This window comes from Candidatus Nanopusillus massiliensis, assembly GCF_920984865.1.
In genome coordinates, this window is record NZ_OV100765.1 from 574325 (window position 1) to 574625 (window position 301).

Annotated in this window: 1 protein-coding gene; it reads left to right on the forward strand. The window is 24.7% G+C overall.

Annotated features, from left to right (window positions below):
• The first annotated feature begins 69 nt into the window (after positions 1 to 69).
• Complete coding sequence (locus tag LUA84_RS03705; protein ID WP_231434498.1) at positions 70 to 300, forward strand: aminoacyl--tRNA ligase-related protein; 231 nt, start codon at positions 70 to 72, stop codon at positions 298 to 300.
• Position 301 lies beyond the last annotated feature (1 nt).

Here is a 301-nt window from a genome sequence, read left to right on the forward strand (position 1 = left end):
CTACATCAAAACCTGTAGAAGAAGAAAAAGAAATAAAATATATAGAAAGACAAACAACAGCAAACTGAAATGTATTATATGTTTTCTTTATGGATAAAATCTTATAGAGACTTACCTTTGTTAACTTATATGACAAATACAGTATATAGATATGAAACAAAAGCAACAAAGCCATCAATTAGAGGAAGAGAAATTTTATGGAATGAAGCACATACTGCACATAAAGATTTNNATAATGCAGAAAAAATGATAAAAAAATCTATGGAAATATATTCAAAAATATTTTGGGATCATTTATAAA